Genomic DNA, 22,664 nt, shown 5'->3' with positions numbered 1-22,664 from the left:
AATTAATTATTTTGTGCATTTAGAACTTTGATCTGACGAATCATTAACCAGGTAACGGCAATGGATAATGTTGTATAAACTAAAATATAGGTATAAAAGCTAACCACAATTCCTGGCATGGGCGTAACGGCATCTTTGGTTCGCATAATTTTATGAATAATCCAAGGTTGTCTTCCAACTTCTGTAACAATCCAACCTGCTTCTAAGGCTATGAAACCAAGTGGAGCTAATGCAATAAAAAACAACCAGTATTTTCTATTCGCAAACCATTTTTTCTTTTTCAAAGAAATAAAGTATAATAGTCCTGCCAACATTAAAACTCCTCCAATACCAACCATTATCTGGAAAGCATAGTGTACCATAGGAACATTTGGTCTTTCATCTTCTGGAAAATCATTTAGTCCCTTTACCTCAGCATCAAAGTCACCAAATGCTAAAAAGGACAACATTCCTGGTATTGCCAATTTATATTTTACCTCTTGGGTTTTTGCATCAACAATGCCTCCAATATACAAAGGAGCTCCTTTTTCGGTATTATAATGAGCTTCCATTGCTGCTAATTTTACAGGTTGTCTTTCTGCAATATCTTTTGCAGAAATATCGCCACTAATTGGTTGTAATATTGCAGCAATTGCACCAAAGGTCAATGCTATTTTAAAGGCTTTCGTATGCAATGCTACTCTTCTTCCTTTAAATATTTGATATGCATGAATTCCTGCCACAGCAAAACCTGTAGCAGTAAAAGCAGCCAATGTCATATGCAATGCTTGTGTAAACCATGCGGGATTCAACATTGCTTTAACAGGATCAATATTCAAAAACTGTCCATCAATATAATCAAATCCCGAAGGAGAGTTCATCCAACCATTTGCTGCGACAACTAAAATTCCTGAGGCAACTCCTGATAGTCCAATAATAACTCCTGTAAACCAATGAAATTTTTCTGGTAGTTTATTCCATCCGTATAAATAAAAACCTAATGCTATAGCTTCTACAAAAAAGGCAGCTCCTTCGAGCGAAAAAGGCATTCCAATGATTGGACCAGCATGTTTCATAAATTCGGGCCATAAAAGACCTAGCTCAAATGATAATGCTGTTCCAGATACTGCACCAGTAACAAAAAAAATGGCAACTCCTTTTTGCCAAGCTTTTGTTAATGTTAAATATAGTTCATCTTTGGTTTTTAACCACTTATAATGTGATACAACCATAAAAAAAGGCATGACCATTCCAATACAGGCAAAAACGATATGAAATATCAAAGTAAATGCCATTTGGAGTCTTGCTGCATCAAGATTTTCCATAGATTTTTTTTAGAGAAAAAGTGTGATTCTAATTACTCTATAAAGATACGACGCAAAGCTCATTTTAAGAAGAAAAAACAAGAGTCTTTTCCGTTTTTTTAAAGGTCTTTTTTATCTAAAAAGCTTACTATTCATAAGGCTGAAATTTTTCTTTAAAAACATAAAAAGACGGTAAACTTTTATATCACTAAAAAACAGATTGTTAAATTCATAACAAACGTTAATATGCTTAATCTGATCAATTAATCCATCAAATACTACTATATTTAAACTAACCTAATTGATAAACCTTTTCTCTAGTTAGAAAATCTACATAATATTTCACCCAGATTACATGAATATCAAAATCAACAAGAAAATATTCATTACACTACTCTATTTAAGTGTTTGCTTTAGTTATGGCCAAAAATCAGTTATTACGAAACTTGAAAATGCCGTCGATTCTTTAGACGTAAATCCTTCCTACTCATATAATGAGTTATCTAAAATCGCAAAGAACAAAAGTTATCAAGATTCTACAAAAGCTAAAGCAAAATTATACTTAGGACGTTACTTTAATTCTATAGGAGTTGTTGATTCCTCAATTTACTATACCAGAGCATCTTTAATACACCTTAGAAATAAAAAATACTTAGCGCAAGCGTATAGATTATTAGGTTCAAGCTATCGTAGAAGCGGTAAAATAGATGATGCATTAGAAATATTATACAGAAGTCTTAAGATTTCAGAAGAAATAGACTATACTGATATGGTCACTAAAGTGAAATCAGATCTAGGTTTATTATATGCAAACAAGAAGGAATATGATAAAGCGATACGGTTTTTAAGGGAAAGCATAGAAACTGCAGAAAATGATCAAGCTGTTTATGGTAACTATGTAAATATTGGTGCTATTTATTTCTTCAAAAAAGATTTTGAAAATGCAGAACAGTATTTTTTAAAAGCTTTTGAAATGATGCCTCCAGATAAAGACCCAAAAGTTTCTGCAACTATAGCGCTCAATTTGGGATCAGTTCTTTATGAAAACAACAAATATCAACAAGCAATCGATTACTATAATGAGAGTAAAAAAATTGCTGACAAACATGGATTTGTAGATAAAAGTCTAAACGCTACTGCACATAAAGCTTTGGTTATTGGAGTTATGGGAAATCACGCAGAAGCGATTCGCATGCTCACAGGAATTAAAGACAAAGCCAAAGAGATTTCAAGTTTAGAAATACAGAGAAACATCTATGACAATCTTGCTACTGTGTATACAAAAGCAAATGATCATAAATCTGCTAATAAGGCTCTAAAACAATTTTATGTGTACCGAGATTCTCTAAATAATAGAAAACAGAAAAAAGAAATCACGGAACTCGAAGTTAAATATGAAACCGCTACCAAGGAAAAAGAAATTTTACTTTTAAAAGAAGATCAACTTCTAAAAGAAACGGAGATCAAAAGGCAAAGACTATTAAAGCGATTTTATATTATTGGTTTTATTATCGTTTTGATCCCCATCATAGCATTGTTGTTGGTATACTATCAAAAACTACAAGTAAAAATAAAGTATAACGCTCAGAAAGAAGAAATCAATAGACAAAAAACAGCTGCTTTTCTTAAGGAACAAGAACTAAAATTAGCAAATACTTATGTTATTGCTCAAAACGAAGAACGCAGTAGAATCTCAAGAGAATTACATGACAGTATCGGTGGAAATTTAGCCGCTATAAAATTACAAATGATCAATATTCAAAAAGAGCTAGATATAAAAGATACTATTATTGATCAGATCGATGACACATACCAACAGGTACGAGAGATATCTCATAATCTTATTCCAAAAAAGATCAACCAAACCGCTTTTGCGAATTACATTAGAGAATATATAGATACCATAGAAAAAGTTATTGACCCTGAAATTACATTTATACCTCATCCAGTAGAAAAGATAAATACGATTAGTGATAATCAAAAAGTTGAAATTTTTAAAATCATTCAGGAATTGATGACAAATGCCTTAAAACATGCCAAAGCCAAAGTAATTGAAATATGTTTGAATGCGTATAAAGATTCTATTGAAATTATTTTTGAAGATGATGGTATTGGGTTTGACATTGATAAAGAAACCAATGGTATAGGGTTACAAAATATTAGAAAACGCTTGGCGTTATTAAAAGCAAAAATGGACATTGATTCTACGATCAATAGAGGTACCGCCATACGTATTGAAATACCAACTGTATTAAATGATTAAAAAACATACATATAAATTAGTAGTTGCAGATGATCACAAAATGTTTCTAGATGGTCTTTTGAGTATTATTGCTCATGAATCTGATTATGAAATTATATATACAGCAAGTAACGGAAGTGATCTTAAAAAGTATTTAGATATTAATGTAGATGACCAAATTGATTTAGCAATTTTAGATATTAATATGCCTAAAATGGATGGAATTGCTTTGAACCAACATATCAAAAAGCATCATCCTGCCATAAAAACACTTATCGTAAGTATGCTCGCTACTCCAGATAAAATTTATGAATTAACTCAGGATGGAGTAAACGGCTATATCCCTAAGAATTCGAGAAAAGAAGAACTGTTAAAAGCGATTGAAACAATACTAAACGGTTCTAATTATTTTTCGGATAGTATTAAAGAAACATATACTAAAAGTGTTTTTGAACAAAAACAATCTAATGAAATCAATCTTAGCAAAAGAGAAAAACAAATCTTACAATTAATTGCTAAAGAATATACCACTCAAGAAATTGCCGATAAACTATTTCTCAGTAAATATACGATTGAAGGATATCGAACTAGTTTAATTTCTAAACTAAATGTAAAAAACGTTGTTGGATTAGCTAAACATGCAATCAAAATGGGATTGGTAGATTAGTTTACGTAATCATCTATAAATCATTAAAAAAATTAAAGAAGTGAACAATCTATATTCCGACTTAGCTGAGGTTTATGAAATTATGTATTCAAGCTTTATAGATTATCAATTAGAATATGATTTATATAAAGGTTTTCTCAAAAAGTATCACAAAAAAAGTATTTTGGAAATAGGTTGTGGAACAGGTATTTTATCTCAACTTTTTATAGAAGATGATTATGATTATTACGGACTTGATTTTAGTAGTGAAATGCTAAAAATAGCTAAGGAAAGAAATCCTAGTGCTAACTTCATTCATGAAGACATGCGTTTTTTTAGTTTACAAAGAACTGTAGAAAGTGTGTTAATGACCGGAAGAACAATAAGCTATTTAGTCAAAAATAAAGATGTAGAATCCACTTTTATTAGCATTTATAACAATATGGAAAAAGGAAGTATCTTTTGTTTTGATTTCATAGATGCCAACGAATTTATACCCGAAATAAGCAATAAAAAGGCAATTACCCATAAAGTTAACTATAAGAATATAACTTACATAAGAAAAAGTAAATGGAATCTCAATATTCTAAATAGTTGGTGCTTTGATTGGGAATCTATTTTCTATAGGAAAGAAAAAAAAACTTTACTAGAAATCGGAAAAGATAATTCGACCGTAAGAACTTTTACAAAAAATGAAATTGAGCTATTTCTAATTCTAAATGGATTTGAGGTAATAGAAATAATTAAAAAAGAATCTTACGCATTTCCAACCTATGTTGTAGTTGCACGAAAAAAATGATTTGATATACCTAAATATTCTAAATATTATAGTACCGGTATGAAAACAAAAGTTCTTTTATTTAAATTTCTACTCATAATCTTTTCCAATGCTATTGCCCAAGTAAATACGGAGCATAATATAGTTGGATCCAGCATTTGGATCCAATCCAAAATCTTGAATCAAAAACGAGAGATTCAAATCTATCTACCCGATAATTACAATGAATCAGAAAAGAAATTCCCTGTTCTCTATATCTTAGATGGACAACGTTATTTTCTACATGGCGTTAGTCTCCAAAAAACATTTGTAGAATTTAAACAATCTCCTGAATTCATCGTTGTTGGGATTTCCAAATTGCCTTCAGATAGAAATAGAAATTATAGTGTAAACTCTAAGAATTATTTGAGTTTCATAACAAATGAAGTCGTCCAACATATTGATACCACATACAAAACTTCAAAGGAGAGAATTCTTTTTGGTTGGGCTTTTGCAGGTGGTTTTGTAATTGAAACTATGGTAAATCAACCTAACTTGTTCAATTCATATATTGCTGCAAGCCCTTTTCCTTTAAAAGGGAAGATCAATAAAGTTGATAGTCTTATTAATAGGGGAACTGCCCTTAACAAAGTCCTATTCGTTACTTCTGGAAGCAATGAGGGTTCTGTAAAAGAAGGTACTTTAAAATTACAGGAACTTTTTGAGAAAAATGCTTCTAAAAATCTAAATTGGAAATTTGAAGAATTAGAGGGTGAAGAACATAGGTCAACACCATTTACAACCTTATATCGCGGAATTAAAAGATATTTTGAATTTTATCCGGAATTGCAATTTAATAGTTTAGAAGAGTTTATCAAATTTGGAGGACTTTCTTTTGTTTACGACTATTACAACAAAAGAGCTTCAAGATATGGGTTTTCTAGTAATTTGACAGATTGGACTATGTTTAGCCTTATTAGAAATGCAATGCGAGCAAATAACTTAGAGTATTTTGAAAAACTAGCACATGAATTTGAATCTACAGGATATCTAAAAAGATTAAGAGTCAATAGAGCTTGTTCAATCGCTGAGTTTTACTTAGAAAGTCAAAAAGCTGGTAAAGCTCGTGAATTGTTTTTGGAAATCATCGAAAAAAATCCACAATCAGAAAGAGCTTTGAAAGGAATTGGAAATACCTACAAAGCAGAAAAAAAAGATGCCCTGGCTAAAAAATATTTTGAAAAAGCTAAAAAGCTTTCTGAAAATTAATCCAGAAATGATTTTCAATTCTTTATTATATTACTATCAAAATAGGATTGGTAGATTGACATATTTAGAATAAATTATGCTCCGAATAGCATATTCCAATACTTAAATGAAAAAATTAATAAATACCTCCATAGTCTTATTACTAATTTTTACTGCAAAAGCTCAAAATACGCTTCCAGAAGTTGTGTCAGGAAAGGTTGAACGTATAGAGAACTTTGAATCAAAGCATGTAACACCTAGAAATATCGATATATGGATGCCACAAGGTTATTCCTCTTCTAAAAAATATGCTGTGCTATATATGCACGATGGACAAATGTTATTCGATCCTAAGAGTTCATGGAACAAACAAGCTTGGAATATAGATGATGTAGCATCTAAATTATTTGAATCAAAGGAGATTAAAGATTTTATTGTTGTTGGTATTTGGAATGGAGGGGAAATAAGACACTCCGATTATTTTCCAGAAAAACCATTTGAATATTTATCAACAAGTCAAAAAGATACACTAACTAAGCAACTTAGAAACTCTCATGTTCCCCTAAAAGGGTCATTCAAACCACAATCCAACAATTACCTTAAATTTATTGTTGAAGAACTGAAACCATATATTGACAAAACCTATTCTGTTCATTCTGATAGAGAAAATACATATATTATGGGCAGTAGTATGGGTGGTTTAATTTCTATGTATGCTATTTGTGAGTATCCAAATGTATTCGGAGGCTCAGCTTGCCTATCAACTCATTGGCCAGGTTCATTTACAATTGAAAATAACCCAATATCAGATGCATTTATAAAATATTTAAATAACAATCTTCCAGATACTAAAAACCATAAAATATATTTTGATTGTGGTGATCAAACACTAGACAAATTATATTCCGATATTCAGAAAAAAGTTGATGAATTAATGGTTCAAAAAGGATTCAAGGAAAATAATTGGCTTACCAAGTTTTTCCCAGGAGAAAATCATAGTGAGAATGCATGGAGCAAAAGACTCCATATTCCTTTAGAATTTTTATTTACAAAGTAACTTCATTATAACGATTCATAATTGTAATATAATTTTTATTGTAAACTGTAACACTCTTACAGTTTATAGATCTATATTATAATAAACATTCATAATCAAACTACGTCAAATTTTCAAGATGAAAAGAATCGTTACAATCTCAATACTTTTTTTAATTCTCACAAATGTAACCGCTCAAAGTAATAGGCAAATTTTTGACTTTGAATTTGAAGAAGTACTATTGAATGGAGTTTTAAATCTTCCTAAAGATCAAAAGCCTAAAGGAATTGTAATTCTAGTTCATGGATCAGGAGAAACAAACGCAGTAGCGCAAGAATGGTATTTAGATATAAGGGAAACATTTGTCAGAGCTGGTTATGGGATCTATATGTGGGATAAAATGGGGTGTGGAAAAAGTGGGGGCACTTTCGATTACAATCAATCAGTTCACAATAGCGCGTTAGAGGTAATAGCAGCGATTCGAACCTTGAGGGAAAAGCAAATTCCAGGTTCGGATACTATTGGTTTATATGGTGGTAGTAGAGCTGGTTGGATCAATCCAATAGTTATAGACCAATTCAAAGACATAGCATTTTGGGTTTCGGTAAGTGGTGTTGATGATAAAGAAAACTTTGGATATCTACTTAAACAAAACCTACGAATTGATGGACTACCTAAAGATTCTATTAATTTAATTGTCAGCGAGTGGAAAGCTGCTATAAAAATTCATCATTCAGGAGGAAGCTATGAAAGTGCACTAAATGCAACACCAAATCTTAGAAAAAATGATTTCATATTAAGGTTTAATAATGGCAGTACAATTACAGAAGATGAATATTATAGTTATCAAAAAACACTTATGAAAGAAGAACTTGACGCAGAAACTGGTCTTCCAATTATTATTCGTGATTTTGAAACTATTTTATCTAAAGTAAGAATCCCAGTTTTAGCTTTATTTGGAGAAACTGATATGAATGTAGATTGGAAAAAAACCAAATTATTATATGAAAAAACATTAGCAAAGAATACAGAACTGGAAATAAAATCATTCCCAAATTGTAATCACAATATACAAGAATGTGAAACTGGTGGATTTTACGAATTCCAAGACAATAATTTACCTTTTAAAAGATGTGATGGTTTTCTGGAAACTTTAGAAGGTTGGTTAGATAGAAGATAAACCAAAAATTTAATTATTTAATTTAAAATAGAGAGCATCTAAATTCGTTTGTGCAAAAGAAATTTCTCCAAAGTCTTTTTTATAAAATTTTTGAGGAATAAAATTAGTATCGGGGTCTGCTTTTGACGTTTTCACATATTCAATTTGTTTTAAAACAAATGACTTCTTTTTCAATTCCATTTCATAGGTTACTATTTCTTTGATAAAAAATTTTGAAGAGCATATTTGTTGCACAATTAACAACTTGTTATCATTCATAGAAATATCCTGAAAACCTTCAGAAAAGCAATTATTAGATTCATCTTGTAGTCTTATTATATTGTTATTTGTACATTCAATTTTAGATGTCTTCTCGATAATAGTAAGTTGTTTTCCTTTTATTATAGCCAAAAAGTTATCTCCTAACTTTGTAGTATCTGATTTAATTTCATAATGAGAAGGAAAGAGTCCTTTCTCAGTATGCATTATTTGAAAATTATTACAACAAGAATATACTGTTGTATTAAATGAAATAAAAAATACACCAGAAAATAAGATTAGAACATTTTTAAAAATCATCATGAGTCTTAATTTAACTACATTCATTTAAAAAAACTTTTTTGGTTGTTTGGAAATGGTTTCTACGTGATGCATAACTGCTTGTATGAAAATTAATTACTGCTGTTATACTATTAACGTTAGTATCTTCTCCACCTGCATTTGCCAATTCTACAAGCCCATTTTCTACCCAATAAGCCATTGCAGAAATCATAGCAACTCTAACATCTGTCGAAACTAAAATAGGGTTTGCAATAATATCAATACCTGATTCAGGATATAAGGATTGTATGATTTGGTTAGCATTATTATAATTTGTTCTTCCGGTTAATTGTAAAAAACCTCTACCTCTATAATTCCAACCATCACCACTCGCAAAATTTCCATTTCCATTTCTATTTGCATATGCATAATTAGCTATTGCTTGTACATTTGCTGACTGACCAGGTTTTCTGCCATATTCGTGTGCTTTAGCAGGGTTTCTTCCAAATGATGATGTAAAAGTTGAAATTAAGGCAGAAACTCTATAATTCATATTTTCAGCTGTATTTTCAACATCCACAGAATTCCCAACTTCTTGTTTTACTTGTGCGAAGAAATGTGCCTTATTCAAACAAGTATTCATAGAAAATTGAACAAATGCTTCGTTGAATGCATCTTTCATAGCATTTAGATCTGCATCAGAAGTTGCCGTAAATATTTGTTTTAGTTGTTCTAAGGTTATTGGAGCTGAACAACAATCTGATAATACAAAATAAGCACTATTACTCTCGTTCAAAAACTCTTCTTCATACTTCTGTTTGTCACCATTTACTTGTACTTTCAACCATAACAAATCTACGGTATTAGGAATCGTATAATTTGTTGAACTTCCTGTGGTATCTAAATCATCTGGTCTTGGTTGCGGTCTAATACTTGTTTCAACAGCACCAGTTTCGTTTGTTGTTGTTTCTACAATAGGTTTAAACTTTTCTTTCCATCCATCAAATACAGTATCTGGATCTTCCACTTTCGGACGAAACTTGATTTTTACAACCGCTTCTCCTCTATCATCAAAAGTGGCTTTTAATTCTGTCTTATTGACACTTTCATTAGGCTCTTCTGCATTAAGAGAATCATATTGTATAACGGTAAGTGGTGTTTCACTTTCCATTAATAAAAAAGGTTCCTTTTCAAAAATTTCTATGGTAGCTTCCTTATCCTTCAATGCAAACCCTTTTACGATGATGTATGAATCTCCTCCCAAAGTACCAGAACTTATTTTTTGATATGAGGTTCGTTCTTCCGTTTTAAAAATTTCAAAAGTTACCGAATCTCCATTAGTATTACTATAATTATCATTTACCAATACAGCTATAATCAATTCAATTGCAGTATGTTGCCCATTCTGTTTTAGTTGAGGAGAAACTCTATCAAAAATTATTTGGGCGATACGTCTTTTTTTATCCGCTGTACTAGTATCATTAGTTCCTCCAAAACTATACGTATAGGTTCCATCAGGTATTCCAAACTGTCTAGTTATTTGTTCTGCAAAATATGCATCTAATAATCCTTCTTCAGGATCATTTGTAGCAAATGTAGTTTGATTAGTCTCTTCGTTCCATCGACCAAATCGATCTTGGATCCTTTGAAGACGTGCATCAGAATTATTTCTGGCAATATTTTGTACTGTATCGTTATGTCCACTCATAAGCACAATATTTTTGGTAATGACTATCTAAATACGATCTAGATTATTGAGAAATGATGGCGCGTAGGCAAAAAACTCCTTTTCAAAAGTAATTTTTGTTAAAAACGGTTTATACCCTCTAAGATGTTGTAAAACAAACCAAGCTCTAAAACCAGCTCCTAATGAATAAAACTTTTGCATATCTGGTAAATCAAGACCAAAGTGATCCCAATAAATTACCTGATATGTGATATCATATCCATTTTCCTTCTTAGTGTAATCCGTTATGCTTACCTCATAACTCCAAACATCGTTTACTGCGATTGTTAATCCTCGAAAAAGATTATTGTCCTCTCCTCTAGCGAATGAAGGAGAAGCTCCAGGTCTACGTTGCCATCTAATAGAGGTGTTTTCTGCTCCAGAAATATCTCCACCAGCATTCTGAATTCGTTGTGTAATATCTCTTTCTAACGCTTCACAAAAACGTTTCGTCGCAGAACTCTCTTTTGCCGCATCATTAAGTGCATCATTTTCATAAATTCCTCCTTGATTACTTTGAAATCTGTCGATCATGGAAGCTATATTCTCCCTTAAAGGTCCAGAAGAAAGTTGAAAAGCTAGAATTCTAAAATCGTCAAAAAGCATAAAATCAAAATTCAATCTGGTGAGATTAAACAGAAATGGTCTTAATTCTGTAATTTCCTTTGTACGATAAATAGCTTTGTCCGTAATCTGATCTCCATTAGCAAATTTGATATGTTCAGCAACATTAAATCCATTTTGTATATATTGATCTGTATATCCCTGTATTTCTTCTTCTGTATAAATTAAAGTACTAGGTTCTCCGAAACCATAGGTCATATCATCGGCTATTGCGGTTCCTGAAGTATTTAATCCTGGTATTCTAAAACGTTCTACATAAAAAGGAACCTCAATATCTTTTAGGGTCGGTTCTTCTAGATCTGTAGGAACATCTATTTGAGCTGTATCTTCTATAGCAATATCTACTCCACCAGTACTGCACGTGATCGTAGAATCTTCTAGCAACATAAACTCTCCATCAATCTCAATATCTGTAGCAACTCCTTTCCATTGAGTTGGTGCTATTACACTTGCACAAGGAGGTGGGCTTTTTCTCCATTTTTTGCATACGCCTCCAAAAACAAGATTGGCTCCTCCTTTATCACCATTGGTAGCACAAGGTGTATCTTGTAATTGGACTTGAGTATGAGATACTACTAATGTTCCATTACTTGAACATAATGGACATTTTAAGGTAGCACCATTTTTAACAAATTGCCCAGCCATTTTATTATAATTGAATTATACTAATCGTATTATGATATTCTTGTCTTCCGTATTTCTCAATGCAAGAAATAACAGCTCTTTTTAACCAAGACTCTTTTAGTCCCGAAAAATTATATGTTCCATTTACAGAAACATATTCTTCTTTTTCTGGGTAATGCGACTGTAATTGTAATTGTACATCCTCTGTTTCATTTGCAGACTGTAGTAAGAATTCTTCTTTAGTAGTTACCTTACCATATTTTGTAGTTAGGTATTGCGATGTTTGGCTACAAGTATCTGAGCTATATTTTTGATATATAGATTTTAATAAACCTCCAAAATTTTGATACAACAAAAGATCTTTAATAATTTCATCTTCAGAATTTAAAATGTCATCTGTTTTCTGGATAAAACGTTCTACTTGATCTCCTTTATACTTTGCAGTTAAATACTCCTTTAACGAACTCCATCTTTGTTGTAAATCTTCTATATTTTGAATTGCTACAATTTTTCCTTTATATGATAATTCTAAAGAAATAGTTTCATAAACCGATGCTGTTCTTTTGATAATATCCTGCATTGCAAAAGAACCATCTGAAAATTTAAAGGTATCTTTTTCTATTTCAATTTTAACACTTCGAATATAAGGTTGTTCTTCATCCTCCTCTATAGAAATATTAATTTCCTTTTTGCGATCGCATCGTATCGCTCCAGAATAATTGATATAATTTTTGGTTTCAATTAAATATCTACGTATCCCTTGCTTCGGGATTTTCAATTGAACTTCTTGAGTTCTAAATGTATATTTACTTGGGATCATTGATATGTATTTACGTTAAGAAAATTACCCTTTACTAATTTTCACATTTCCTCCTCCTTGAAATGAAGCTGTGGCTCCACATGCTATTTTCATATWGGCTTTACTTTGAATTTGTGCATTACCACTATTCTGTATTAAATCACCTCCTATTGTATTTTTCATTTTATTTTCTACCATGTTGGTATGATTCAAAGATGATGTATCGAAATTATTTCCAGTATAAATTACCGTATCTCTACCAATATTAAAGTTAGCATCTTCTTGAATATTCATTTCAAAATTCTTAGCATTCAAAGTCATATTTTCTAATGCTGTTATGGTAATATTATTATTAGCAGTATCTATATGAATTGTATTCTGATTTTTGTCGATTATAGTAATGAATTCGGACTTATCGGTATCGTTTAGCTCAATTGTATGACCGCTTCGAGTTCTAATGGCTTTTACATTATTTTTATCGGTTTTCCAACTACTAGGGTTTGCAGTTCCATTGTATAGTGCTCCCATGACATATGGACGCTCTGCATTTCCTCCTTCAAATCCAATGAGCACCTCTTCTCCTACTTCAGGAATAAAATGGAAACCTTTATCTCCACCAGAATGTGGTGTCATCACTCTTAACCAAGGTGTATAAGTGCCCAATGGTTTTTGCCAATCTAATTGAACTTTAATTCTACCTATTCCTTCTGGATCGTTATTAGCAGTAACAGTAGCTACCTGTGTATCACTTTTAGGGCTTCTAAATATATTGGTCTTAGGATATACGTTTTGATCTATAGCTATTCCTTCGAAGTGATTTGTATATTTCCCATTTTCAGTGGCATTATGTGTCGCTTTTGTTATTCTATAGCTTCCATTACTATTATTCTGCTGTTCTATTTTTACTACTTTCCCTAAACTAACTCCAGGATTATCCGTTTTACCTGTTATCAAAACTTGCTTAATCTCTTCCGCTTTCTTTTGTTCAGTTACCAAACTAATTAACCTCTGCTTAGTACTAGGATCATTATATGTATTTAGAAAAACTTGTGTATTATGAGGAAACATCTCATTACTTTTATTAGAAGCATAACCATTATATCCATTTATGGAGCTCATGATTTCAGAGGTTTCAACCTCATGCTTTTCATTGTTCAAATAATCGTTTGTGAAAAAAGAATAATGATTGGATCTTGGATGTAAGCTTCTAGAAAATTCCTGTAAATCGACGCCATACCTTAAAACTACTTCTTCAGAATCCGCAGGTTTTCCAAAAATTAATTTTTCACCATCATAATAAAACCATTCACCATATTGAGCAGATAATCTACTAGCAAAATTGAAGCTACTTTCGCCGTTTTGAACACAATAATGTAGGTTATCCTTAGATCTAGTGGTTATTGCAGTAGCTAATTTAGAACGGTCATATGGCTGAAATACCTGATTGAGAATCGACTCTAGACTTTCGTCACTGAATGATGCATAGTTAGGCCCATCATCTGTTATTATCGAATTACTTTTTGCTTTTATTAGAATAGAATCACCAGTAGCTCTATGAAAACCATTGGTAAGTCTTACTTCTGTAACTATTCCTTTAAACTTTAATTCCTTATAAATATTTACGGTATCTAGAGAAGTAATCGAAAGCGTTATCGTTTGCCCTAAAAAATCATTACTTACTTCTTCATTTACATTAGAAACTTTCTCCAAAACATCTCGACGACATAAAAGTTCTAAAGTATGATGAGCATCAATTTCTTGTTGTAATGTTAGCTCTTTAAAAGCCTCAATACAATATCCCTCAATAAACAATTGTATTTTAGATTGAAGTGCCATTGTTAAGTTTTAAGATTAATTTGTGGAACCTATCAAAAATGATACACGCTAAAAACAACTAAACTTTTAATTCGGAAAAAATAAATAGTTCGTAGATACCGGTTATATATTTTTAAATTGGTTATTTCAAATGTAAAGCACAACGGACTGTAAATCAACCAGACATTCAGTGGAAAGATACCCCTGAAAACCACTACACTTTCAAATGGTTAGTCGATAAGAAAATTAGGGGTTATCCGTAAATTTTAGAAAAAAGAAATCAAAAAAAGGGAAAGAAAAACTGGATATAAAACTACGTTTATATCCAGTTATTAAAAGTAATTAGTATACATTTTATAGGGGATTTATTGATGAAAGTCTATCTGTGAATTGCATGACTACTAGCCGCTGGTAATTCTTGTAAAAACTTCCTCAAAACACTCCAATTAATCTTTAATGAAATAAAATTTGTCATAACTTCTAAATTTTAAATTAATAAACTTTTTTAACTAAAACCGATAATTATGTTATCAGTTGCTTAGTAAATTTCAAAACGTGTGCCAAACTTTTATCTTAACCAAAAAACAAACACAATTAACTGATTATCAATTTTATAAAATTTAGAAGAAACTTGCTTTGAATTACAAAAACGACTCATTAAAAAGAAAACAATAAAAAAAAACCTGCCGAAAAACTTCAATTTTCCAGACAGGTTTTTAAATCAGCAAAATTTATTTTTACTTCACCATTTTTAGCACTTTCACATTTTTATTAGAAACTATCTTAAGAAGATAAATTCCTTTTGGAAGGTTAGCTGTATTCATGGTTACGGTATTCGTTTTAGTATCTTTTATTACAGATGTATTTGTATTCTTTCCTGCAAGGTCAAATATTTCAATTCTCACATGATTATCTTTCATATTACCTGTAAAAGATAAGGTCAAAGAATCATTAAAAGGATTTGGCCATGCCTTTGCTAATTGTAATGTATCATCTGTTGGGGTTTTATCCACGAAAGAGCCTTTGATAGCATCTAATGACGGACAATCATTAGGACAGGCATCAAACCATGCATTATCATACCATCCATCTGTTGTTCTAAATAGATCATCAGTCTGACTATTACCATTATCATTAAATACAATTCCCACCTCTACCGATTCATCTATCGTATAAGAATACCAAGGAGTTCCTACAATTTCGTTCATTGCTACACCTGGCCAACTAGGAAATCCTGGGATTGGAGCATTTGCATTTTTATCAAATAAATAGATATAAGCTGTATTCCATGAAGATGGTTTTTTAAAGAATACATCAAATGAATCATCAGAAATAATACCTGGGCATTCTCCAGGACAAGTATCTGTCCATCCATTATTATACCATCCATCGGTTGTTCTAGATAAATCATCTGTTTGAGCGCCACCATTATCATTGAATACAATTCCTACTTCTACAGTTTCATCTATCGTATAAGAATACCAAGGAGAGTTTTCTAATTGTGTCATTTCAATACCAGGCCATGCTGGAAATCCTGGAATAGCAGAGTTTGCATTTTTATCAAATAAATAAATATATGCTGTACCCCATGTATCTGGTTTTCTAAAATTCACTGTATACCCAGCAACATCCTGAATTGTATATATACGATTCTCTACAGGAGAACTTCCCGCATCATTAATCGCTATTGCATTTAGTTCTGTCGTTCCAATAGAAGATATAGTAAACTCTTCTTCATATAAAGTACTAGAAGTATCTGGAACAGATCCATCCAATGTATAGTATATTGTTCCTGAATTCGTTGCACTCATTGTTACCTCAACACTTCCATTAAATGATCCTGAATCTGGTGAAACTGTAAGTGTTGGTGGCTGTGGTCCTGTTGGACAATCACTTGGACAAGTATCAAACCATGCATTATCATACCATCCTTCAACAATTCTAGTTAGATCATCGGTTTGATCTCCTCCATTATCATTAAAAACAATACCTACTTGTACATTTTGATCTATTACATATGAATACCAAGGAGTTCCGTCTACGATAGTCATTGAATCTCCTGGCCATTCTGGGAAACCTGGAAGTGCTTCTCCTGTATTTTGGTTAAACAGATAAATATTAGCTGTTGACCAGTCTGAAGGTTTCTTAAAATAAACAGTAAATGGTTCTCCATCTCCTATTATATAATCTCTAGAAACAATCGACGATTCATTTCCTTCTGAATCAATTGCTATAGCTTTTATCGTAGCTGAAGCATTGATATTCAAAGGAACTGAATATTCTGAACTTGCAGCGGAAGGATCTGAACCATCTGTAGTATAAAAAATATCAACACTTGCACCTTCTGCTGTAGTAGAAGCGGTCATGCTAACGGCAATATCATCATTATAGAATCCTGAAGCTGGATCAATAGATAGCGTTACAGAATCTGAAAGATCAAATGGCTCTCCGACTAATACAATTCCGAATGTAGTGCCAAAAGTCACGGTTCCTCCAGAAACAGTTGCCGTAGTATCTGAGAAATAATCTTTTAATAAAGTTCCATCAGGCCACATTCCGAAGACGTTTAACGCTCCTGCAAAATCGTTATCTTGTCCTTGGAAAACAAGGGCTTTATCAGAAACTCCATTACGGTTATATTCACGTTTAAAGATATACGGAGCATCACTTAATTTTTGGTGAGAACCTCCTCCAATAGAGATATGTTCTCTTCTAAACTTCCCAAGTTTTCTCCAATGTAATAATAAAGCATCATCTATTGAATCCCAATTCATATCAGAACGGTATCCAGCATCTACATAAGTAGTGGCATTAAAAAATTGACGTCCTGATTCATCTCCATAATAAATTTGTGCTCCTCCAGGAGATAATAATAACTTCACTGCCCCTTCAAACATATTACCTGTAAAGAACTCACTAAAATCATGAGATCTTAAGTAACTTATCATATTATACTCTCCAGGAGTATTAAAACCATTATCATTGTTATTTAATTTTGCAGCAAAAGAGCTAAATATTTCTTCTTGACCTAAATCTGTATAAGCTTCTTTTGGAGAACGGAAGTTGATCATACTATTAAATTTACCAACAGTAAAATCATCTGGTAAAGGATCTCCTACATTTCCAATAATATTCACACCAGAATGTTCTCCAGTCATATAAAAATCAAGGTCGTCTAATTTTTTAGTTGGATTATTCTGTTTCCATTCTCTAAGTGCAGCTACGGCTTCATCTTTTAGTTCTGCCCAAGCATCCACACCAACATGTCTTTCTGTATCTACTCTAAATCCATCGATACCATATTCTCTTACCCAATCTGTTAACCATTTAATGAGATAATATCTTGGAGCTCTTGGTCTTCCTGTTCTAGCAAAATATGCATTTAGTTCATCTAATTCTTGCTGTCTTCTTCCTTCTGCTTCCCATTTATCCAATAACCATTGTGGAAGATCTACCGAATTAAACGACTCGGTACGAATATCTGGCAATCCAAAAAGTGGTGTTGTTAAATCGTCACAAGGAAGCTCTCCATTTTCAGCTCCGCATCGTAATCTCACCCAATCCGATGGATAATCTTCATCTACAAATTCTAATTGACCATTTACATTTTTAAAAGTTCTATAACCAGAATGATTCATTACAATATCCAACAATACTCTAATTCCATGATCGTGAGCAGTGTCTATAAATTTCTCAAAGTCCTCTGCACTTGTAAAATTTGGATCAAAAGCAGTCCAGTCATTGGTATGATATCCGTGATATGGATAATCTCTAAAAGCAGGATCATCAGCAGGAGGATTATTAAATCCATGTCTATTTTCGACTACTGGTGTAACCCAAATCGCACTAACTCCTAACTCATCGAAATAACCTTCTTCCAATTTTTGAGTAACTCCAGCAATATCTCCCCCATGAAAATCTAATTCATTGTTTCTACTATCCTGAAAACGATCAAAGTTAGAATCATTGGTAGTATCACCATTATAAAAGCGATCGGTAATTAAAAAGTAAACTGTTAAATTGTCCCACGAAAATGGAAGATTTCTTTCCGCTTGCGCTATTCCTATTTTTGGTAAACATAGGCAAACCACTAATAACCCTAAGTAGAGTATTTTTTTCATAATTAAGATTTTGTTTGTGTGTTAATAAAAGAACAACTGGATAATTTATTTAAGGGAAATTATCTCAATCGTTGTAATAAAGATTTCTAAAAAAAAACCGAATAATATAATTCTAAGAAGGTCTATTTTTCACGAAAACGATTGAGTGTTGATATTTTATCCTATAGAAGGTTAAAAAAGTAGAAACCAGTCAAAAAAATGCTTAATATTTTGACATTTTTTGAGAAATAATATCAAAAAACAAAAACAATCAAAAACTAATAAAAACTGAAGTTAATATTTGAAAGATTAACAAAAACAAATCATGCTGATTATTGTTTCATCACTATCCTTATATAATCATAGTTTTCGCATTCTAAATAATGTAGCGAAGAATACCTGGTTTAGCTTATCACTTTTAACTTGGCAAATCTTAATAAAAGCTTCTTAATTCCGCCATTTTCGAAGTTTATTTCCGCCTTTCTATCTTGCCCAACTCCTTCTAATTTAAGAACTTTTCCTTTTCCAAAACGCATATGTTCTACTATAGTACCTGGGACTAAATCACCATCAATACTATTTGCTTTTGGAGTACTTTGAGAATCATTAGATACCGGTCTCAATTTGCGTAGTTTACGCAATTGTTCTTCTGTAGGTCTATGTGAAACTGGAGGAGATCCAGAAACTGGTTTTTTAAGTCTTAATTTACTTTTATCTACTTCTCCAAAAATATCGGTATCCACAAGAGGTTTATAGCGATACGTATCTACGGGTGTAATATATTCTAAATATTTGTCGTCAATTTCTTCAATAAACCTACTTGGTTCTGCATCCACCAATTTCCCCCAACGATATCGGGACTGCGTATATGTCAAATAGGCTTGTTTTTCTGCCCTTGTAAGCGCAACATAAAACAATCTACGTTCTTCTTCCAATTCAGATCTTGTATTCATGCTCATCCCAGAAGGAAATAAATCTTCTTCCATGCCCACAATATATACATAAGGAAATTCTAACCCTTTTGCTAAATGAATTGTCATTAAAGCGACTCTATCATCATCTCCAGTATCTTGGTCAAGATCTGTTGCCAATGCCACATCTTCTAAGAATTCGGCAAGCGATCCTGTTTCATCCGCTAACTCTTTTTGACCTTCTACAAAATCGCGAATACCATTAAGTAATTCTTCAATATTCTCTATTCGTGCTATCCCTTCTGGTGTTCCATCTTTTTTAAGTTCTTGTAACAATCCAGTGTTTTTGGCCACCATTTCGGCCAACGTAAAAGCGTCAGAAGTTTGATTCGTAACTTGAAAACTTTTAATCATATTCATAAAGTTCTCAAGTCGCGTCTTTGTTCCACTATTGATTTTTAAGTTAATACGATCTAAATTTTCGATCACCTCGAAAATAGATCGATCATAATGATTCGCTGCAACAACTAGTTTATCCACAGTTGTACTTCCGATTCCTCTAGCTGGATAGTTAATTACACGCTTTAAAGCTTCTTCATCTTTGGGATTAATAATTAATCGTAGGTATGCAAGAACATCTTTAATTTCTTTTCGCTGATAAAAAGACAAACCACCATAAATCCTATACTTAATATCACGTTTTCGTAATGCATCTTCCATTGCTCTGGATTGTGCATTAGTCCTATACAAAATAGCAAATTGACCATTAGTTAACTGATGCTGCATTTGGTTCTCGAAAATGGAACTTGCAACATAGCGTCCTTCATCTCCATCGGTAAGCAATCTATTAACTAAAATTTTCGGACCTGGTTCATTGGCAGTCCAAACTACCTTGTCTAATTTGGTTTTATTTTTATCTATAATAGAATTAGCAGCTTCTACAATATTTCTGGTAGATCTATAATTTTGTTCTAAGCGATATTGCTGCACATTATCATAGTCTCTTTGGAAATTCAAAATATTATTGATGTTAGCACCTCTAAATGCATAAATACTTTGTGCATCATCTCCTACCACACAAATATTCTGAAATTTATCTGATAACGCCTTTACAATAAGGTATTGTGAATGATTTGTATCCTGATACTCATCTACCAGAATATATCTAAATCGATTTTGGTACTTCGCCAATACATCAGGAAAACGATTTAAAAGCTCATTAGTTTTCAACAGTAGATCATCAAAATCCATGGCACCTGCCTTAAAACAACGATCCACATAGTGCTGATAAATCTCTCCCATTCGAGGCCTTTTGGCCATCGCATCAGCTTCAACCAATTCAGGGTTCTGAAAATATGCTTTTACGGTAATAAGACTATTCTTGTAAGAAGAGATTCTGGATTGAACTTGTTTGTATTTATAAATATCCTTATCCAACCCCATTTCTTTAATTACCGAAGCAATGAGTCGTTGAGAATCTTGAGTATCATATATGGTAAAATTGGAAGGATATCCGAGTTTATCCGCTTCTATTCTAAGAATTTTGGCAAAAATAGAATGAAATGTTCCCATCCATAAATTCTTTGCTTCACTGGCTCCTACAATGTCAGCAATACGCTTTTTCATTTCACGTGCAGCCTTGTTGGTAAAAGTCAAGGATAAGATATTAAATGCATCTATTCCTTGATACATCAGATAAGCGATCCTAAACGTAAGAACCCTGGTTTTCCCAGAACCTGCCCCAGCAATTACAATCATAGGTCCATCCTTTTGTAAAACAGGAGCTCTTTGCGCATCATTTAATCCAGCTAAATATTCTTCCAAGTTTTCAATTTTTTATAAGCCTCGAAATTTAAGTAAACTATCCTTTTTATAGAACTAATGTCTCCGATATTTATAAACAAATCATTAACCATAATATCACATGAAAATCAGAATAAGATCAGTGTTTTTATAGTATTTTAATACATTTTTACACAAAAAACATTGCTTAATTACGGTTTTTAAATACAAAATATGTATATTTAAAGAACTTTCTTATTTCCCAAATAACCGAAAGTACCTTAACCCCAACATTAACCTAATTATTTTGCTATGTCCCCAAACATAAACATTCAGCTTATTGAAAAAGAGCAAATTAAGTTCCTAACATTTCCAAAAAAAGAAGTACTAGAAAAAAGAAAAGATCAAATCGATAGAGTTTTAGAGCTAAAAAGAGCTTTATCTCTAGGGAATCTAGAGCGTCACAAAGTGAAAATCATTTTTGTCGACAATAAAGGCTTTAAAAAAGTAGAAACCACGATCTGGGGAATTACGGATAAAGAAGTAATTCTTAAACAATCAACAATAATACCCCTAGAAAGAATTATTAGTATATCTTAAAATATTACAAATTGTTAGTAAGAAACTCTCAATATACTCCTAGTATGTTGAGAGTTTTTATTTATATCTATTTTTCACTTTAAAGAATTTCCCTTTCAACATTAAAAGTATTACTAACGTTCTAAATGCATTTTTTTATGTTCCTTTAGAAGGCACAAAAGTCAAGATTACATTTTAACTTTAGTTTATTAGATTTTTGAATATCTTTAGAAACAAAAAAACAAGCTTGAAACACACATTTTTCTTTCTACTCTTCTCATTTCCTATCATACTTTTCTGTCAAAAAGACACTAAAAAAGGTAGTATTATTTCAGAATACGGCAGCACTTATAGTATTGAAAACACTGATTTTAAAACAGATACAACAAATGATTTGAAAGTTGTTTTTGATGTTGGGCGTTCTTTGGGAGACAATACTAAAATAAACCCATTAATCAACACCGCTGCGCGATATCTTAATATGCACGTTGATGCAGGAGTACCTTTCGAAAACATGAAAGTAGCATTGGTAATTCATGGAAACGCAGCAAATGATATTTTACAAGATAAGAATTATCAAGAAAAATTTGGAATTATAAACCCTAATACCGATTTACTAACAGCTTTAAGCGCAAAAGGTGTTCAAATCATATTATGCGGACAAACAGCAGCACATAGAAACATTGAAAAACAAGACATACACCCCAGAGTACAAATAGCTTTATCAGCAATGACGGCTTTGGTGCAATTGCAAAATAAAAACTATAAACTCATTAATTTTTAACTCAATTAC

General features: G+C 31.9%; 16 protein-coding genes. 8 read left to right on the top strand and 8 right to left on the bottom strand.

From position 1 onward, the window contains the following. Window positions 1–2: 2 nt before the first annotated feature. A complete protein-coding gene (locus tag GBO31_RS09140; RefSeq protein WP_219008033.1) occupies window positions 3–1,304 on the bottom strand; it encodes a cytochrome ubiquinol oxidase subunit I in 1,302 nt (433 codons plus the stop codon). 334 nt (window positions 1,305–1,638) lie between these two features. On the opposite strand from GBO31_RS09140, the gene GBO31_RS09135 reads away from it, so the two are divergent. From GBO31_RS09135 to GBO31_RS09110, 6 genes are all read left to right on the top strand, one after another. Next, window positions 1,639–3,546 carry a sensor histidine kinase gene (locus GBO31_RS09135; RefSeq protein ID WP_219008032.1) on the top strand — a complete coding sequence of 636 codons (1,908 nt, stop codon included), beginning with the start codon at window positions 1,639–1,641 and terminating at the stop codon, window positions 3,544–3,546. Beyond that, the gene (locus tag GBO31_RS09130) at window positions 3,539–4,192 is read left to right on the top strand and encodes a response regulator transcription factor (RefSeq protein ID WP_219008031.1); all 654 of its coding nucleotides are present in this window, start codon (window positions 3,539–3,541) and stop codon (window positions 4,190–4,192) included. The genes GBO31_RS09135 and GBO31_RS09130 overlap by 8 nt, the downstream gene beginning before the upstream one ends. 40 nt (window positions 4,193–4,232) lie before the next feature. Continuing rightward, entirely contained in the window at window positions 4,233–4,970 is a 738-nt protein-coding gene (locus GBO31_RS09125) for a class I SAM-dependent DNA methyltransferase (protein WP_219008030.1), read from the top strand. A 39-nt stretch (window positions 4,971–5,009) separates the two neighbouring features. Then, a complete protein-coding gene (locus tag GBO31_RS09120) occupies window positions 5,010–6,197 on the top strand; it encodes an alpha/beta hydrolase-fold protein (RefSeq protein ID WP_219008029.1) in 1,188 nt (395 codons plus the stop codon). Between the two features lie 106 nt (window positions 6,198–6,303). Continuing rightward, window positions 6,304–7,233, top strand: coding sequence for an alpha/beta hydrolase (locus tag GBO31_RS09115; protein WP_219008028.1), 930 nt, complete (start codon window positions 6,304–6,306; stop codon window positions 7,231–7,233). 118 nt (window positions 7,234–7,351) lie between these two features. Then, window positions 7,352–8,392 (top strand): alpha/beta hydrolase family protein, encoded by a 1,041-nt coding sequence (locus tag GBO31_RS09110; RefSeq protein ID WP_219008027.1) that lies wholly within the window; start codon window positions 7,352–7,354, stop codon window positions 8,390–8,392. A 9-nt stretch (window positions 8,393–8,401) separates the two neighbouring features. Here GBO31_RS09110 and GBO31_RS09105 read toward each other — a convergent pair whose 3' ends face one another. The 7 genes from GBO31_RS09105 to GBO31_RS09075 all read right to left on the bottom strand — a co-directional run bounded on the left by GBO31_RS09105 (window position 8,402) and on the right by GBO31_RS09075 (window position 21,334). Continuing rightward, window positions 8,402–8,977, bottom strand: coding sequence for a hypothetical protein (locus GBO31_RS09105; protein ID WP_219008026.1), 576 nt, complete (start codon window positions 8,975–8,977; stop codon window positions 8,402–8,404). Further along, window positions 8,964–10,619 carry a glycoside hydrolase family 19 protein gene (locus GBO31_RS09100; protein ID WP_219008025.1) on the bottom strand — a complete coding sequence of 552 codons (1,656 nt, stop codon included), beginning with the start codon at window positions 10,617–10,619 and terminating at the stop codon, window positions 8,964–8,966. Before GBO31_RS09100 ends, GBO31_RS09105 begins: the two co-directional genes overlap by 14 nt. 27 nt (window positions 10,620–10,646) lie before the next feature. After that, a complete protein-coding gene (locus GBO31_RS09095; RefSeq protein WP_219008024.1) occupies window positions 10,647–11,906 on the bottom strand; it encodes a DUF3289 family protein in 1,260 nt (419 codons plus the stop codon). A gap of 4 nt (window positions 11,907–11,910) precedes the next feature. After that, window positions 11,911–12,705, bottom strand: a complete 795-nt coding sequence (locus tag GBO31_RS09090; RefSeq protein ID WP_219008023.1) for a hypothetical protein — start codon at window positions 12,703–12,705, stop codon at window positions 11,911–11,913. A gap of 24 nt (window positions 12,706–12,729) precedes the next feature. After that, window positions 12,730–14,520, bottom strand: coding sequence for a type VI secretion system Vgr family protein (locus tag GBO31_RS09085; protein WP_219008022.1), 1,791 nt, complete (start codon window positions 14,518–14,520; stop codon window positions 12,730–12,732). Window positions 14,521–15,236: 716 nt separating this feature from the next. Continuing rightward, window positions 15,237–18,620 carry a starch-binding protein gene (locus GBO31_RS09080; RefSeq protein WP_219008021.1) on the bottom strand — a complete coding sequence of 1,128 codons (3,384 nt, stop codon included), beginning with the start codon at window positions 18,618–18,620 and terminating at the stop codon, window positions 15,237–15,239. 383 nt (window positions 18,621–19,003) lie between these two features. Then, a complete protein-coding gene (locus tag GBO31_RS09075) occupies window positions 19,004–21,334 on the bottom strand; it encodes an ATP-dependent helicase (protein WP_219008020.1) in 2,331 nt (776 codons plus the stop codon). Between the two features lie 270 nt (window positions 21,335–21,604). Here GBO31_RS09075 and GBO31_RS09070 point away from each other — a divergent pair, with 270 nt between their 5' ends. After that, the gene (locus tag GBO31_RS09070) at window positions 21,605–21,892 is read left to right on the top strand and encodes a hypothetical protein (RefSeq protein ID WP_219008019.1); all 288 of its coding nucleotides are present in this window, start codon (window positions 21,605–21,607) and stop codon (window positions 21,890–21,892) included. Between the two features lie 226 nt (window positions 21,893–22,118). Beyond that, a complete protein-coding gene (locus GBO31_RS09065) occupies window positions 22,119–22,655 on the top strand; it encodes a DsrE family protein (RefSeq protein ID WP_219008018.1) in 537 nt (178 codons plus the stop codon). Window positions 22,656–22,664 lie beyond the last annotated feature (9 nt).

Origin of the sequence: Aquimarina litoralis, assembly GCF_019295435.1 — a bacterium.
Classification (GTDB): domain Bacteria; phylum Bacteroidota; class Bacteroidia; order Flavobacteriales; family Flavobacteriaceae; genus Aquimarina; species Aquimarina litoralis_A.
This window is presented reverse-complemented; position numbering and strand designations above follow the sequence as displayed.

Excerpts from the sequence above, each read along its gene's own strand:
- GBO31_RS09140 (WP_219008033.1), bottom strand. The coding sequence starts at position 1,304 with ATGGAAAATCTTGATGCAGCAAGACTCCAAATGGCATTTACTTTGATA.
- GBO31_RS09135 (WP_219008032.1), top strand. The coding sequence starts at position 1,639 with ATGAATATCAAAATCAACAAGAAAATATTCATTACACTACTCTATTTA.
- GBO31_RS09130 (WP_219008031.1), top strand. The coding sequence starts at position 3,539 with ATGATTAAAAAACATACATATAAATTAGTAGTTGCAGATGATCACAAA.
- GBO31_RS09120 (WP_219008029.1), top strand. The coding sequence starts at position 5,010 with ATGAAAACAAAAGTTCTTTTATTTAAATTTCTACTCATAATCTTTTCC.
- GBO31_RS09115 (WP_219008028.1), top strand. The coding sequence starts at position 6,304 with ATGAAAAAATTAATAAATACCTCCATAGTCTTATTACTAATTTTTACT.
- GBO31_RS09110 (WP_219008027.1), top strand. The coding sequence starts at position 7,352 with ATGAAAAGAATCGTTACAATCTCAATACTTTTTTTAATTCTCACAAAT.
- GBO31_RS09105 (WP_219008026.1), bottom strand. The coding sequence starts at position 8,977 with ATGAATGTAGTTAAATTAAGACTCATGATGATTTTTAAAAATGTTCTA.
- GBO31_RS09100 (WP_219008025.1), bottom strand. The coding sequence starts at position 10,619 with ATGAGTGGACATAACGATACAGTACAAAATATTGCCAGAAATAATTCT.
- GBO31_RS09095 (WP_219008024.1), bottom strand. The coding sequence starts at position 11,906 with ATGGCTGGGCAATTTGTTAAAAATGGTGCTACCTTAAAATGTCCATTA.
- GBO31_RS09090 (WP_219008023.1), bottom strand. The coding sequence starts at position 12,705 with ATGATCCCAAGTAAATATACATTTAGAACTCAAGAAGTTCAATTGAAA.
- GBO31_RS09080 (WP_219008021.1), bottom strand. The coding sequence starts at position 18,620 with ATGAAAAAAATACTCTACTTAGGGTTATTAGTGGTTTGCCTATGTTTA.
- GBO31_RS09070 (WP_219008019.1), top strand. The coding sequence starts at position 21,605 with ATGTCCCCAAACATAAACATTCAGCTTATTGAAAAAGAGCAAATTAAG.